This is a genomic window from Entomomonas asaccharolytica, assembly GCF_016653615.1.
GTDB lineage: Bacteria > Pseudomonadota > Gammaproteobacteria > Pseudomonadales > Pseudomonadaceae > Entomomonas > Entomomonas asaccharolytica.
Genome location: NZ_CP067393.1, coordinates 642245 through 656243, shown reverse-complemented (window position 1 = coordinate 656243; position 13999 = coordinate 642245). Strand labels below are relative to the sequence as shown.

Genomic DNA, 13999 nt, shown 5'->3' with positions numbered 1-13999 from the left:
TATTGTTTGTTTAATCTTCTGGCTTTATTATTGATTACTTATAAGGTTGATTTACACAGATTGAAGGTAAAGCGTTATGTTAAAAATAGGTATTATTGGAGGAACAGGTTATACAGGTGTAGAACTGCTACGCTTACTTGCTGCCCATCCAGAAGCAGAAGTGGTAGCTATCACCTCTCGTTCTGAAGAAGGTATCCATGTAGCAGATATGTATCCTAACCTACGAGACCACTATAGCAACCTTACTTTTACAGCACCTGACACCCAAAAATTAGCCGCTTGTGATGTTGTTTTCTTTGCAACCCCTCATGGAGTAGCCCATTCTTTAGCAGGTGAACTATTAGAGGCTGGCACTAAAGTTATTGATTTATCTGCTGATTTTCGCATCAAAGACATTGCTGAATGGGAAAAGTGGTATGGCCAACCCCATGGTGCACCTACCCTAGTAAAAGAAGCAGTGTATGGTTTACCAGAAGTTAATCGTGAACAAATTAAAACAGCTCGTTTAATTGCTGTACCTGGTTGTTATCCTACCGCAACACAATTAGGTTTTTTACCTTTATTAGAGGAAGGCATTGCTGATACCTCACAACTAATTGCAGACTGCAAGTCTGGTGTCAGTGGTGCTGGACGCTCTGCTAAAATAGGCTCATTATTTTGTGAATCGACTGAAAATATGATGGCCTATAGTGTTAGTGGTCATCGTCACTTACCAGAAATAAAGCAAGGGCTAGAATTAGCTGCACAACAACCTATTAACCTTACTTTTGTTCCTCACTTGACACCTATGATAAGGGGTATTCATGCCACCCTCTATGTGAAAGTTAAGGATCATTTTACAGATTTACAGAAATTATTTGAGCAACGCTTTGCTAATGAACCATTTGTTGATGTATTACCCGCAGGTAGCCATCCTCAAACGCGTAGTGTAAAAGGTGCGAATATGTGTCGAATTGCTGTTCATCGTCCACAAAATAGTGATTTAGTAGTTATTTTATCAGTCATTGATAACCTTGTTAAAGGTGCGTCAGGACAAGCCATTCAAAATATGAATATCCTGTTTGGTTTAGACGAAACATTAGGTTTAACACACACAGCATTAATGCCATAATTATGAATAACAATACTACCCCATCTAACCCAAATCAACTTTGGTTTGGGTTACAGCTTTCTACGATTATTATCGTTATATTATTAATTATTATCGCGAGTTATTACACAGGTAAATTAGTTGCTAATAATGCTTCTAATACTGCTAATAGTGACTCATTAAAACAGTATAAATTGCTTGAAGTGCAATTAAATAGCACTAAAACGCGCCTATCGATGGCAGAAAATACCAATAAAATTAATGCACAAACCCTTGAACAAACGCGTCAGACTATTCTACAGTTAGAGCAACAAATTTATCAGCAGCAAAAAGATATTATTTCTTATAAAGCCATTATCTCAAAACAAAAAATTACCAATCCATTGGTTTTTAGAGATTTAATTATTCAGGCAACGGAACAACCGCAAACTTTTCGCTATAAATTAATATTAACTCGTTTAGATCAAGCCAATATACTATTAAAAGGCTCACTGCATATTGATATTATTGGAACAACCAATAACCAACCTCACACCATATCATTAGCAGCAGTGACCACAGCAACAGATCATAAAAAAGATAATATTCCTTTTTCATTTAGATATATGGCAATGATTCCAGATACTAATGAATTTGGTGAGATGACATTACCAGAGGATTTCATACCCAAAACCATTAAAATAACAGCCTATCTAACTGATGAAACAAAACCTACTAGCCATACTTTCGGTTGGACAGTACAACCCCTTCCCATCAAAGATGTAGAACCTCCAAATAGTTAATAGTTTGTCATCAAATAATAATTGACTGTTTCAGTGGGTTAATAAGATAATAATTAGGTATTTTATTTATATTGGTATTTTTATTAGCTAAAAATACCAAGGAGACATCAAAAAAAATGAGTATAGAAACATTTACTCCTAGTTCTATTCAATTCACTGAAAGTGCGGCTAACAAAGTAAAATCATTAGTTGAAGAAGAAGGCAATGCACGCCTTAAATTACGTGTTTTTGTAACAGGTGGTGGTTGTTCTGGCTTTGAATATGGTTTTACATTTGACGAAGAAACAGCTGAAGATGATACGCTTATAGAACGAAATGGTGTAAATCTAGTTATTGACCCTATGAGTTTCCAATACTTATCAGGTGCAGAAATTGACTATGAAGAAGGCCTACAAGGCTCTCGCTTTGTGGTAAAAAACAATCCACATGCCGTAACAACCTGTGGTTGTGGTTCATCTTTCTCTATCGCTTAATTAGAAAGATGACCACAAATACACCTTTTTACTTGGATTGTGCTAACGACTCCATATGTTGTAATAACAAAGCTGCTTGAGTACGTGTTCGCACTCCCAACTTACGAAATATAGCTGTAATATGTGCTTTGACTGTTGCTTCTGATACATCTAGATCATAAGCAATTTGCTTATTTAATAAGCCATCACACACCATCGTTAATACTCTAAACTGTTGAGGGGTTAAACTAGCTAGTTTAGCACTGGTCTCTTTAGCTTCCTCTTCCATACCATCATCCGTATTTTCAGGATAAGGCCACCAAGTATCTCCATCTAATACTTGTTGAATTGCCTTCTGAATGGTTTCTAATGGACTAGATTTAGGAATAAAGCCTACAGCACCAAACTCCCTAGAACGATTGACAATAGACGGTTCTTCTTGAGCAGAAATGATAACTACAGGAATTTTAGGATATTGGCCGCGTAATAATACCAATCCAGAAAAGCCATAAGCGCCTGGCATATTCAGATCGAGTAATACTAAATCCCAATCAGACTTATCCGTTAAACTTTTCTCTAAATTAGAAATAGTATCCACTTCCACCAATTTAGTATCAGAGCCCAAGCCTAACACTAGGGTATGACGCAGGGCATTTCTAAACAGCGGATGGTCATCTGCAATTAAGATATCATATTTGTTCACGTGCTATCTTCCTATGTTTTAATTATGATTACTGACTGTACAATTTAACTATATTTTCATAAATAACACTAGCGAATCATCATATTTTCAGGCAAAGTTATTCGTTTTGTATAAATGGAACATCATGCAAACCGATAAACTCCGTGCCAATATTCTAATGCTAATCACTGCCATGATTTGGGGAAGCACATTCCTTGGACAAAATGTCGCTATGAACTACATGGGTGCGCTAACTTTTTCAGGAGTACGTTTTCTTTTAGGTACCTTAACCCTCTTACCTATTATCATCTTTTATCTAAAAAAAAATAAACTTACATTATTACAAATATTTTCAAAACGAACTATTATAGGCGGATTCTTACTAGGAATCATATTAACCATAGGTATCAACTTACAACAAATTGGCATTAAATATACTACTATTACTAATGCAGGGTTTATTACGGGTCTTTATGTCATTCTAGTTCCTATACTTGGTCTAATAATTGGTCAGAAAACAGGGCTAGGCATATGGATTGGTGCCATATTAGCGGTTATTGGTATGGCTCTACTTACCATAACAGATCATCTTACTATGGGTTTTGGTGACTTAATTACATTAAGCAGCGCATTTGCATGGGGACTTCATGTATTAATTGCTGGTTTACTAGTCAGTCGTTATGATCCAATTGCTGTTGCTTTTATGCAGTGTTTAGTTTGCTCAATATTTAGTTTATTGCTGGCAATCCCTTTCGAAGGATTACAAATCAGTTTCACTCAACCAGCATTATTGGCTATTTTCTTTACAGGGATTGTTTCAGTTGCCATTAGTTTTACCCTACAACTCATTGCTCAGAAAGATGCAGTTCCATCACATGCTGCTGTTATCTTATCTTTAGAAGCCGTATTTGCTGCTATTTTTGGTGCGCTATTTTTAGATGAATCATTAACAACTCGTGGCTATATCGGCTGTATATTAATGTTTATAGGGATGATTATTGCGCAAATTTGGCCAACAAAAAAACAACCATCAGCAACGAACAATAGCTAAGACTGCATTTGAAATGTTAAGGCTTGCTGATGTAATAAATCATCTACACTAATTTTTCTACACTCACGCGCAGCCAAATAATGTTGTGTAAAAACATCTAACCATGTATTTAGTGCAGAAGCTGCGAGACTTTCATTTGCTAATTCTAAACAAAGCGCAGCTACTTCTGCAGTACATAAATGCATATTATTGGTAGAGCGCCGCAACTGATAACGTGAATATTGTTCAGGCGTTAAACTTAAAACAGGTAAATTATCTAAATAAGGGCTTTTACGAAACATCTTTCTAGCTTCGGGCCAAGTACCATCTAATAAAATAAATAAGGGCTTTTTTGTTGTTGTTTCAATTAGCTGTTGATGAACTCGATCTGGTGTAGCATATTCGCCTGGAAATACCACATACGGCTGCCAACTATCATCATCCAGTAAGTCTATAACTGCCTGCATATCACCTACTCGAGTCCAGCTAAAAGCATATGTATCTTGCACAATATCAGCGATTAACCAACCTGTATTACTTGGTTTAAAAGGTTCGCTATCATACATCAGTAAACAAACACCTACTGCCGTATTAACCTTGGGTTGCCAATTACAAATACAATAATTCTCGTCAAGACGACAACGCTGACAACGCTTAACTAGATTACCCCTTGCTAAAAAAGGACGAGTACTAATCGCTTTTCGAATAGCGCGTAATTTAGCTACCGCATGTGGATATTCTGTCATTTAATAAGGAGAACGATTATCGAGTTGTTGTTGCATTTTTTGTAGCTGATTATCTACTTTATTCTGCAATGCTTCTAATTGTTGTTTGCTATCATTATTAGTAGCAACATTATCTAGTTGACTACGTAATAACAATAAATCATCTTGAACGCTTTTAAGCGTTTGCGATCCATTTTGTTTTTTTAATCCATCAACATCATTGGTTAAACGAGTGATTGTTGGTTGCATCTTTTTAAATTCAGCTATTTCATTTTGCAACTGTTTTACTTGCTCTATTTGATTAGTAGTCTTAGCTAATGCCACTAATTGCTCTTCTAACTTAGCTAAACGCTTTTCTTGAGTTTCTTGTTTAGTGGTAATTGTTTGCTGTGTTTCTAAAACACGATTTAATTGAGTGACTAATTGCTTATTCTGCGCACGAATATTTTCAAGCTGATTTTTAGTGACTGTTTGTTGACTATTAAACTGTTCTGTAATGGCTTGCAATCGGCCCATATTATTTTCTGTAATTGTAGAGGTGGTATGTGTTTTCTCATCTAATTGGTATCTCACATCATCTGCTGCCTGCTTAAATACCCAGAACAATACAACCATACCAATAGAATAGACTACAAACAAGAACAACAACATATAAACAACGGTTCTATTTGATAATCTAGACAGTTTTGTACTCCTTGCTCTATCGCGTGAATCATGATCAGTATTCTCAAACTGGTCATGCTCATCCAATGTTAAACTTGGTACATCAATAGGTTCATCTTTAAGATCATTACGCATAAATCACTTCAAAACCGCAAAAATTACAAGGTGGCTTAGTATACTCTAGTTAAATAAATAAAAAATACTTAGCTAATAGTGTGTAATAAATTTATTAAGATTTAAAACGACTCATAATAACCTTTTCTAACTCAATTATGATAAAAATTACTACACTTAACAGTAAAATAATTCCCCAATACAATAAAGGCAAAGGCTCTGTTGAAAAAATCCGATTCATAAAGGGTAAATAAGTAATTGCCAATTGCAATACTATCAACGCCCCTGTCGCACCCCAAAGCCATTTATTCTGAAAAATCGTCTTATCAAAAGGAAATTTTGTTTGGAAACGGCAATTAAACATATATACCCACTGCCCAGCGACTAATGTCTGTAAAATAATGGTACGCACAAGATTCACATTGTCATATTTACTGGCTAAATAACTTTCTAAGATAAAGGCACTGGTTGCTAATAAAATACCAACAAAGATGATTCGCCAAATGGCATAGCCATCTAAAATAGAGGCCTTGGCATTACGTGGTGGTCGTGACATAACATTAGGCTCAGCTAACTCAGCAGCTAGCCCAAAAGAAAGGGTGATGGAAGTTGCCATATTCATCCACAAAATTTGTAGCGGTGTTAAGGGTATTCCCATACCCAATATAATGGCTATAACAACAATTAACCCCTGCGCGAGATTACTGGGTAAAATAAAATAGGTTGTTTTCTTAAGGTTATCATAGACTCTTCTGCCTTCTTTAACAGCATTAGCAATGGTGGCAAAATTATCATCTGCCAGCACCATATCAGCCGCTTCTTTGGTAACAGTAGTTCCTTTAATACCCATCGCTATGCCAACTTCGGCTTGTTTAAGTGCAGGCGCATCATTAACTCCATCCCCTGTCATGCCTACTATCTCATCGCTTGCTTGCAATGCTCGCACCAAACGCAGCTTATGTTCAGGACTGGTACGGGCAAATACATCATATTGTTCAGCAATCGCAATTAAAGCTTGATCATCTATTTGCTCTAACTCTTGCCCTGTAATCACATCCTTACCATTTCCAATATTTAGCATAGCACCGATAGCCATTGCTGTTTCTGGATGGTCTCCTGTAATCATTTTGACCTTTATACCTGCGCTCTGACATTGCCTTATTGCTTCGATAGCCTCCGAACGAGGCGGATCCATAATTCCAGCAACCCCAAGAAATACCATTCCCTCTTGTACATGGCTATGTTCTAACTTAACCACTGGTTCTGCTTGTTCTTTGTAAGCTACTCCTAGCATACGTAGCCCTTTACGAGCATACATAGCTATTTCATTATCCCAGTAATCTTGATTGAAACGCTCTACACCTTGCGCAGTTAATTGTTTATCACACAGTTTAAACAACACATCAGGTGCGCCAGTTAGAAAGATAAATATGTTATCTCCTACTCGATTACAGGTAGACATATACTTATACAATGAATCAAAGGGTATTTTACTAATCCTTTCATTCTCAACTTGAATACCTGATTTAAGCGCTAATACTTTTAAAGCCGCTTCTGTGGGACCACCAATAATATGCCAGTGCCCATGACTATCTTGATTAAGCTCACTGTCATTACATAGCAAAGCAGCCTGTAAAAAACGACTCAACAAAATATCTTGGTTAAGATCAACTTGTTGTAACGAAGCTTCATTAAAAATATCACCCACAGGCTCATAACCATTTCCTGTTACTTGATATTCCGCATCAGCTAAAATGATATTTTCTACCACCATTTCATTCATCGTTAACGTACCTGTTTTATCAGAACAGATAACCGTTACAGCACCTAATGTTTCTACAGTGGGAATTTTGCGAATAATGGCCTTTTTGCGTGCCATATTCTGTACACCAATCGATAGAATAATCGAAATAATAGCAGGCAAACCTTCGGGAACAGCAGCCACTGCCAAGCTAATCAGGGCAATTAATAATTCCCCCAATGAAATGTTGTGTAAGAAATAACCAAAAACAAAAAGAATAATGATAAGCCCTACAATCGCATAAAGAATATTCTTAGCTAACTGATCCATCTGCTGTAATAAGGGGGTACGTAAGCTGGTTGTTTCATCCATCATCCGATTGATTAAACCAAGTTGCGTTTGACTACCAGTCGCAACAACAACACCTATGGCTGTACCAGCACTAACTGTTGTACCAGAGAAAGCCATATTTAACTGATCACCCAATAAAGACTCTTGTGTTATCAGATCCGCTTGTTTAGTAATCGCTATAGACTCCCCTGTCAAAATAGCTTCTTCAACCTGCAAGTTGTGCACATCAATTAAACGTAAATCAGCAGGAATCTTCACTCCTGGTTTTAAAGAGACAATATCACCTGGCACCAACCCTGTTGCATCAATTTCTTGGACAACACCACCGCGAATCACGGTTGCAGTATTAGATAACATACCCTGAATACTTTTTAATGACTGTTCAGCACTATTTTCCTGAATAAATCCAATCAATGCATTAATAACAGTGACCCCAAGAATAACAGCTGTATCTATCCAATGCCCCATAATGGAGGTAATAACTGCTGCCACCAGCAAAATATAAATTAGGGTATCATTAAAATGGGCTAAAAAACGTAGTATAGGATGCTTAGACTTTTTCTCGGGTAGGCTATTTTTACCATATTCTTGCAATAAATCATCCACTTGACTTATAGCTAGCCCCTGTTTAGAAGTATTGAGTCGTTGCACGACTTCTTCTGTTTCAATTTGATACCATGTCTTATCAGTATTTTGTTGAGTCATTTTTTTCATAAATACCAATCTATCAAGCACTCTGTTTATGATTAAATTATACGTTTTTTGTTACCTTGCATATTTGAATTATTAGTTAGATTGATCAATATGCCAATAACCAATTGTATTAATAGAAAAAATACATCTAATAAATTGTAACCCTATATGTAACCTAATTACTTATTAATTAGCTTTATAACAATTAAGGTTATTGATTAATTAGTGTAAGTCTGTAAACTTATAAACACTCTTGTCGGGGCGCCTTTTGGCTGAGATTGGCAGTTGCCTTGTCCCGTTGAACCTGATCAGGATAATACCTGCGGAGGGAACAAGTAAATACAATGACATGGATTTTTTCAATCTATTGGTTGTATGCTTGCCTTGCTCACTTTTCAGGTTCACCTCCATGATTAACAATAAACGATAGGTGGTGACCATAATGCAAAAAACTTCTATAAACCCTTTAAGTCAATCAGCGCAAGTTGATACTAACTCCGTACAGCCTTTTCCCAACTCACAGAAAATTTACGTACAAGGTTCAAAAGCAGATATTAAAGTTCCCATGAGAGAAATCTCTCTGGCAGAAACACCCACTGCATCAGGCAATGAATATAATCCGCCTGTTACTGTTTATGATACTTCAGGCCCTTATACAGATCCAACTATCAGCATAGATATTCGTAAAGGATTAGCAAATATTCGCTCAACATGGCTAGAGCGTCGTCAAGATACTGAGCAATTAACCACCCTTAGCTCACAATTTAGTCTACAACGATTAGCTAATGCTGAATTACAAGCTATGCGCTTTGGGCTTAGTCGTACACCTAGAAAAGCTAAATCAGGCCAAAATGTAACCCAAATGCACTATGCTCGAAAAGGTATTATCACTGATGAAATGGAGTTTGTAGCGATTCGCGAAAATTTAAAGCTGCAACAACAGTTAGAAGCTGGCGTTTATAATAATCAACATGCAGGGCAAAGTTTTGGCGCCAGCATTCCAAAACAAATAACACCTGAATTTGTGCGTCAAGAAATCGCCCGTGGCAGAGCCATTATCCCTGCCAATATTAATCATGTTGAATTAGAACCGATGATTATTGGCCGTAACTTTTTAGTAAAAATCAACGGTAATATTGGCAATAGTGCATTAGGCTCTTCTATTGAAGAAGAAGTGGCAAAACTAACATGGGGGATTCGTTGGGGTGCTGACACCATTATGGATCTTTCTACAGGTAAATACATTCATGAAACCCGTGAATGGATCATTCGCAACAGCCCAGTACCTATTGGTACTGTACCAATCTACCAAGCGCTAGAAAAAGTAGATGGAATAGCAGAAGATTTAACATGGGAGCTATTTAGAGATACCTTAATTGAACAAGCCGAACAAGGGGTTGATTACTTTACCATTCATGCAGGTTTAAGGTTACATCATATCCCATTAACAGCGAAACGCTTAACAGGCATTGTTTCCCGTGGCGGCTCTATTATGGCCAAATGGTGTCTTGCCCATCACCAAGAGAACTTTCTTTATACTCACTTTAAAGATATTTGTGAGATCATGAAAGCCTACGATGTTAGCTTCTCATTAGGTGACGGTTTGCGTCCAGGTTCTGTGGCAGACGCAAATGATGCAGCTCAATTTGGTGAACTGGAAACACTAGGCGAATTAACTAAAATTGCATGGCAACATGATATACAAACGATTATCGAAGGGCCTGGTCATATCCCTATGCATTTAATTAAAGAAAATATGGATAAACAATTAGCCTGCTGTGATGAAGCGCCTTTTTATACGTTAGGCCCACTGGTTACTGATATTGCCCCTGCATACGATCATATCACCTCTGGTATAGGGGCTGCCATGATTGGTTGGTATGGCTGTGCAATGCTTTGCTATGTTACCCCTAAAGAACACTTAGGATTACCCAATAAAGAAGATGTAAAAACAGGTATTATTACTTATAAAATTGCAGCTCATGCAGCCGATTTAGCGAAGGGTCATCCTGGTGCACAAATAAGAGATAATGCATTATCTAAGGCTCGTTTTGAGTTCCGTTGGCAAGATCAATTTAATTTAGCATTAGACCCTGATACTGCTAGAAGTTTTCATGATGAAACCTTGCCTAAAGATTCTGCTAAAGTGGCTCACTTTTGTTCGATGTGTGGCCCTAAATTCTGCTCTATGAAAATCACTAAAGAAGTGCGTGATTATGCTGCTAAACAGGAAACAATTGCAGTGACAGAAATAGAACAGAAAATGCAGGAAAAGTCCGCAGAGTTTAAACAACAAGGTGGCAAAATTTATTCAGAAATTTAATACGTCCCATTATGAAAGAGAGGGATAACCCTCTCTTTCATGCTATTAATCAGTAGCGATTAAAACCATAGTCAAACCTAAATTAAAAATTATCTGTTTTTCTCATTAGAACTTTCTTTATTTACATTAATAGAAATATATTCAGCGCTAAATAATCTAAAAAGCTAATCTTTAGACTGTTATAATTTAAGTTTAACTATTTAATATCACTCACAATGAGGAGATAAAATTGAATATTGGTGAAATCTCAGCAAAACGCTTTACCACTAAACACTATGATAGCAGTAAGAAAATCCCTGAGGATCAACTAAAGCAACTACTTACTGTGCTACGTAATAGTCCTTCTTCAGTAAACTCACAACCATGGCATTTTTTTGTAATTAGTAGTACAGAAGGCAAACAAAAAATCCTACCTGGTGTAAGTGATTTTAATCATCCACGTATTACAGATGCTTCTCATGTAGTCGTATTCTGCGCAAAAACTTCAATGCCAGAAGAACATTTACAGGCTATTTTGGCTCAAGAAGATAAAGATGGCCGATTTGCCAATGAAGAGGTTAAGAAAGCTAACGATGGCGGTCGCCACTTTTTCGTAGGTTTGAATAATAATACACCAGAGCAATTATTTAATTGGGAAAGTAAACAAGTTTATATTGCTTTAGGCAACTTAATGTTAGCAGCGGCTACCTTAGGTATAGACTCAACACCCATTGAAGGCTTCGATCAACAAAAACTAGATGAAGTATTAGCCTTAAAAGAAAAAGGGCTTTCTAGTGTAGTTATAGCCAGTCTTGGTTATCATGCAGCCGATGACTTTAATAGTAAATTACCTAAGTCTCGCTTCCCTGAAGAAAAAATCTTCACTTTTATGTAATACCTAAATAAGCCACTTTAAAAGTGGCTTATTATTATTCCCTTAATAAATCCTCTTTTCATTATTATTCTAACCCCTGCACTTAAATAGCTTCTGAACTTAGCCCCAATAAAAATTTATCAATCCAAACATATCTTTATAGAGAATGATATTCAATATCTATTGAAAACAATAATAATTATCATTTAAAATACACGCTTTTTATTACTCTTCAAAATTCAAGGTAAGGTTACCCTCCTCATGTCTTGTGTTATCAATTCAGTAACTAGGCTTCAAAACAGCTCTATAACAAAGGGAATTTTATTAGGAATACTTATTCAGCCCTTTTTATGGGGAGGTATAGCTAAAGCTGAACAACAGATTCTATTAGAAAACACCACAGACACTTCTGCAGATACATTACAAATGGATACCTTTACCATCAGCGCAGATGCTTCTTCTAGCGGTTTAAGCGAAGCGTATACAGGTGGACAAATAGCTCGTGGTGCTCGTATGGGCATTTTGGGTAATCAAGATATGATGGATTCCTCATTTGTAAGCACAGCTTATACCTCTAAAATGATCCAAGATACACAGGCCCGTAGTGTTGCTGATGTGGTACGCAATGATCCTAGTGTACAGGTGGCGCGAGGCTTTGGTAACTTTCAAGAAGTTTATGTAATACGTGGTTTTCCTATTTATTCAGACGATATGATGTATAACGGACTATACGGCATATTACCCCGCCAATTTGTAGCCACTGAACTTGTAGAACGGGTTGAAGTATTTCGTGGTGCTAATGCTTTTTTAAATGGTGCTGCCCCTGGTGGAAGTGGTATAGGTGGCGCCATCAATCTATTACCCAAAAGAGCAGGTAATGAGCCATTGACCAGATTATCCTCTGGTATTGAGAGTGGTGGCCAATGGTATACAGCTACTGATATTAGTAGACGCTTAGGTGACGAACAACAATTAGGCATTCGATTAAACGCTGCTCGCCATAAAGGTGAAACCAGTATTGAAGATGAACACCGTAAACTTGATGTGTTTTCATTAGGACTGGATTATCGAATTGATAATATTAGACTCTCCAGTGACTTTGGTTATCAAGATCAACGTCTTGATGATCCTCGCCCAAGTGTAACACCAACAGGCAATGGCGTCCCCAGTGTACCAAATGCCAAAGATAACTTTGCACAACCTTGGACTTACTCTATGGAGCGCCAAACATTTGGTACTTTCCGTGGCGAGTGGGATTTACTGGATAATGTGACTGGTTGGGCAGCAGTAGGTATGCGTAAAGGAACTGAACACAGTATTTTATCGGGTCCAACGGCACAAGAAGATGGCTCCTTTAGCGCCAGACGTTCTACTTTCACACGGGAAGACTCAGTTTTTTCAGGAGATATAGGGTTAATGGGCAACTTTATGACAGGCCCTATTTCCCATCAGTGGGCTGTCTCCCACAATCGTTATAACTTACGTTCTCGTAATGCTTATGCTTGGTCATCTGCATCAATCACAGGTAATATCTATAATCCTATTGGCAGTAGTATGCCTACCGATAACTCTATTGTTGGTGGTGATCTATCAGCGCCCCATGTGACTGATCGTACAGAGATGATGAGTACAGCCATAGTGGATACATTGGGTTTCTTTGAAGATCAATTTTTAGTAACAGTAGGTGCGCGTCGTCAAAATTTAAAGGTCAAAAGCTATAACTATAATACAGGTGACAGAGCTTCATCCTATGATGAAAGTGTTACTACACCTATGTATGGGGTGGTGTATAAATTTAACCCTGAAATTTCTTTATATGCCAACCATATTGAAGGTTTGACTAAGGGTGATGTTGCTCCTTCTATTAGTGGGGGCACTCCTGTTGTTAATGCAGGAGAAGCATTAGCGCCTTACCGCTCCAGACAAACTGAGTTTGGTGTTAAATACGATGGTGGCAATATAGGCGGTAGTTTATCTTTCTTTACCACTAAAAAACCTTTTAGCATGGTTGAAAATGGCTATTTTACGGCAGGCGGTAAACAGCGCAACAGAGGCATCGAGTTAATGTTATTTGGCGAGCCTATAACAGGGGTTAGATTATTAGGCGGTGTAACTTATATAGAAGCCAAACAAATCAAAGTAGCGGATGATACCACTAAAAATAAAAAGGTAATTGGTGTTCCAAAATACAGGGCAAATCTTAATGCTGAATGGGATATTCCTTATGTTGAAGGATTAGCTGTTAATAGTCAGCTTATGTACACCGATAAACAATATGTTAATGCAAGCAATACGTTACATGTTCCTTCATGGACAAGAATGGATTTAGGTGCACGTTATCAAATCAATATAGGTAAACAAAAAGTAACCCTTAGAGGCAAAGTAGAAAATATTGCAAACCGTAAATACTGGGCTTCTGTAGGCGGTTTCGCAGGTGCTAACTATTTAACCATGGGTAACCCTCGTACTTATATGCTTTCTGTTGATGTAGATTTTTAAT

Annotated in this window: 11 protein-coding genes and 1 riboswitch; of the genes, 7 read left to right on the top strand and 4 right to left on the bottom strand. The window is 37.2% G+C overall.

Annotated features, from left to right (window positions below):
- Nucleotides 1–76 precede the first annotated feature (76 nt).
- The 3 genes from argC (at nucleotide 77) to erpA (ending at nucleotide 2345) form a co-directional block, all read left to right on the top strand.
- Complete coding sequence (gene argC, locus JHT90_RS02935) at nucleotides 77–1111, top strand: N-acetyl-gamma-glutamyl-phosphate reductase (RefSeq protein WP_201093881.1); 1035 nt, start codon at nucleotides 77–79, stop codon at nucleotides 1109–1111.
- A gap of 2 nt (nucleotides 1112–1113) precedes the next feature.
- Nucleotides 1114–1872: a DUF6776 family protein gene (locus JHT90_RS02930; protein WP_201093880.1), complete on the top strand. Its 759-nt coding sequence runs from the start codon at nucleotides 1114–1116 to the stop codon at nucleotides 1870–1872.
- A 116-nt stretch (nucleotides 1873–1988) separates the two neighbouring features.
- Complete coding sequence (erpA, locus tag JHT90_RS02925) at nucleotides 1989–2345, top strand: iron-sulfur cluster insertion protein ErpA (RefSeq protein WP_201093879.1); 357 nt, start codon at nucleotides 1989–1991, stop codon at nucleotides 2343–2345.
- A gap of 28 nt (nucleotides 2346–2373) precedes the next feature.
- Here the strand turns inward: erpA and JHT90_RS02920 are convergent, their stop codons facing one another.
- Nucleotides 2374–3027, bottom strand: coding sequence for a response regulator (locus JHT90_RS02920; RefSeq protein ID WP_201093878.1), 654 nt, complete (start codon nucleotides 3025–3027; stop codon nucleotides 2374–2376).
- Nucleotides 3028–3151: 124 nt separating this feature from the next.
- Here JHT90_RS02920 and JHT90_RS02915 point away from each other — a divergent pair, with 124 nt between their 5' ends.
- Nucleotides 3152–4057, top strand: coding sequence for a DMT family transporter (locus JHT90_RS02915; RefSeq protein WP_201093877.1), 906 nt, complete (start codon nucleotides 3152–3154; stop codon nucleotides 4055–4057).
- Here JHT90_RS02915 and JHT90_RS02910 read toward each other — a convergent pair.
- From JHT90_RS02910 to JHT90_RS02900, 3 genes are all read right to left on the bottom strand, one after another.
- Nucleotides 4054–4782: a tRNA-uridine aminocarboxypropyltransferase gene (locus JHT90_RS02910; protein ID WP_201093876.1), complete on the bottom strand. Its 729-nt coding sequence runs from the start codon at nucleotides 4780–4782 to the stop codon at nucleotides 4054–4056. The genes JHT90_RS02915 and JHT90_RS02910 overlap by 4 nt on opposite strands.
- Nucleotides 4783–5559, bottom strand: a complete 777-nt coding sequence (locus tag JHT90_RS02905) for a hypothetical protein (protein WP_201093875.1) — start codon at nucleotides 5557–5559, stop codon at nucleotides 4783–4785.
- 94 nt (nucleotides 5560–5653) lie between these two features.
- Nucleotides 5654–8344 (bottom strand): cation-transporting P-type ATPase, encoded by a 2691-nt coding sequence (locus tag JHT90_RS02900; RefSeq protein WP_201093873.1) that lies wholly within the window; start codon nucleotides 8342–8344, stop codon nucleotides 5654–5656.
- Between the two features lie 226 nt (nucleotides 8345–8570).
- Nucleotides 8571–8671: riboswitch (TPP riboswitch) on the top strand.
- 94 nt (nucleotides 8672–8765) lie between these two features.
- Between JHT90_RS02900 and thiC the strand changes: the two genes are divergently transcribed.
- From thiC to JHT90_RS02885, 3 genes are all read left to right on the top strand, one after another.
- Nucleotides 8766–10646 carry a phosphomethylpyrimidine synthase ThiC gene (gene thiC, locus JHT90_RS02895; RefSeq protein ID WP_201093871.1) on the top strand — a complete coding sequence of 627 codons (1881 nt, stop codon included), beginning with the start codon at nucleotides 8766–8768 and terminating at the stop codon, nucleotides 10644–10646.
- Nucleotides 10647–10875: 229 nt separating this feature from the next.
- A complete protein-coding gene (gene nfsB / locus JHT90_RS02890) occupies nucleotides 10876–11520 on the top strand; it encodes an oxygen-insensitive NAD(P)H nitroreductase (protein WP_201093869.1) in 645 nt (214 codons plus the stop codon).
- A 240-nt stretch (nucleotides 11521–11760) separates the two neighbouring features.
- Nucleotides 11761–13998 carry a TonB-dependent receptor gene (locus tag JHT90_RS02885; RefSeq protein ID WP_236254021.1) on the top strand — a complete coding sequence of 746 codons (2238 nt, stop codon included), beginning with the start codon at nucleotides 11761–11763 and terminating at the stop codon, nucleotides 13996–13998.
- Nucleotide 13999: the final 1 nt, after the last annotated feature.

Excerpts from the sequence above, each read along its gene's own strand:
- argC (WP_201093881.1), top strand. The coding sequence starts at position 77 with ATGTTAAAAATAGGTATTATTGGAGGAACAGGTTATACAGGTGTAGAA.
- JHT90_RS02930 (WP_201093880.1), top strand. The coding sequence starts at position 1,114 with ATGAATAACAATACTACCCCATCTAACCCAAATCAACTTTGGTTTGGG.
- erpA (WP_201093879.1), top strand. The coding sequence starts at position 1,989 with ATGAGTATAGAAACATTTACTCCTAGTTCTATTCAATTCACTGAAAGT.
- JHT90_RS02915 (WP_201093877.1), top strand. The coding sequence starts at position 3,152 with ATGCAAACCGATAAACTCCGTGCCAATATTCTAATGCTAATCACTGCC.
- JHT90_RS02910 (WP_201093876.1), bottom strand. The coding sequence starts at position 4,782 with ATGACAGAATATCCACATGCGGTAGCTAAATTACGCGCTATTCGAAAA.
- JHT90_RS02905 (WP_201093875.1), bottom strand. The coding sequence starts at position 5,559 with ATGCGTAATGATCTTAAAGATGAACCTATTGATGTACCAAGTTTAACA.
- JHT90_RS02900 (WP_201093873.1), bottom strand. The coding sequence starts at position 8,344 with ATGAAAAAAATGACTCAACAAAATACTGATAAGACATGGTATCAAATT.
- thiC (WP_201093871.1), top strand. The coding sequence starts at position 8,766 with ATGCAAAAAACTTCTATAAACCCTTTAAGTCAATCAGCGCAAGTTGAT.
- JHT90_RS02885 (WP_236254021.1), top strand. The coding sequence starts at position 11,761 with ATGTCTTGTGTTATCAATTCAGTAACTAGGCTTCAAAACAGCTCTATA.